This is a genomic window from Streptomyces sp. E2N166 (assembly GCF_003671715.1).
Lineage (GTDB): Bacteria > Actinomycetota > Actinomycetes > Streptomycetales > Streptomycetaceae > Streptomyces > Streptomyces thinghirensis.
Genome location: NZ_RAIF01000018.1, coordinates 119,003 through 119,892, shown reverse-complemented (window position 1 = coordinate 119,892; position 890 = coordinate 119,003). Strand labels below are relative to the sequence as shown.

Annotated in this window: 1 protein-coding gene and 1 pseudogene; one reads left to right on the top strand and one right to left on the bottom strand. The window is 73.0% G+C overall.

The genetic code is table 11. From position 1 onward, the window contains the following. Positions 1-378 (top strand): annotated as a pseudogene (locus EBH09_RS14780) (sensor histidine kinase); the annotation flags it as partial. A gap of 156 nt (positions 379-534) precedes the next feature. Here EBH09_RS14780 and EBH09_RS14775 read toward each other — a convergent pair. Continuing rightward, positions 535-890 (bottom strand): SUKH-3 domain-containing protein (locus tag EBH09_RS14775; protein WP_238697314.1); only part of this gene is annotated, 356 nt, incomplete at its 5' end.

Genomic DNA, 890 nt, shown 5'->3' with positions numbered 1-890 from the left:
TCCGAGTTGGACGAGTTGATCGGGCAGTCGGAGGCGGCCGGGATGGTCGTGAACCTGTCCGTGGAGGGGGAGGGGGGTTCGTATGCGGCGGAGGTGGAGTCGACGGCGTTCCGGGTGGTGCAGGAGGCCCTGACCAACGTCCACAAGCACGCGGCGGGCGCGAAGACGTATGTGCGGCTGGCGCACCGGGCGTCGGAGATCGCGATGCAGGTGGAGAACGAGCCGCCGCCGGAGGAGCGGTCCTCGGCGCGGTTGCCGTCGGGGGGCAACGGGCTGGTCGGGATGAAGGAGCGGGTGACCGCGCTGGGCGGCGTGTTCGTGTCGGGGCCGACCGACGCGGGGGGTTTCCGGGTGTCGGCGGTGATTCCGGCGTCCTAGCCGCGAGGCCGGCCGCGACGCCTGTGGGTCCGTGCCTGTGGGTCCGTGCCTGTGGGTCCGTGCCCGTGGGTCCGTGGGGGTTTCAGCCCGTGGGGGTCTTCAGCCTGTGCGTGGTGGTTTTCGGTCCGTGGTGGTCTGTCGGCTCGCGGTGGCCTGTCAGCCCGTGGTGAGGCGGCTCGGCTGGGCGCCGGAGACGAGGGTGGCGAGGGCCTGGTCGATGTCGGGGCCGAGGTACCAGTCGCCGGTGTGGTCGAGGGCGTATACGCGGCCTTCGGTGTCGATGGCGATGAGGGCCTGGCTGTCGGTCTCGGTGCCGAGGGGGCAGGTCCGGGTGTCGAGGGCGCGGCCGAGGTCACCGAGGGTGCGGGCCATGTGGAGGCCGTGCAGGGGGTCCAGGTGCAGGGTGGCGGGGGCGATCTGGCGGCCGGGGCCGGTGGGGGCGATGTGCAGGCCGCCGAATTCGGCCCAGGCCTCGACCGCGGCGGGGAAGACGGTGTGCCGGTGTCCGGCGG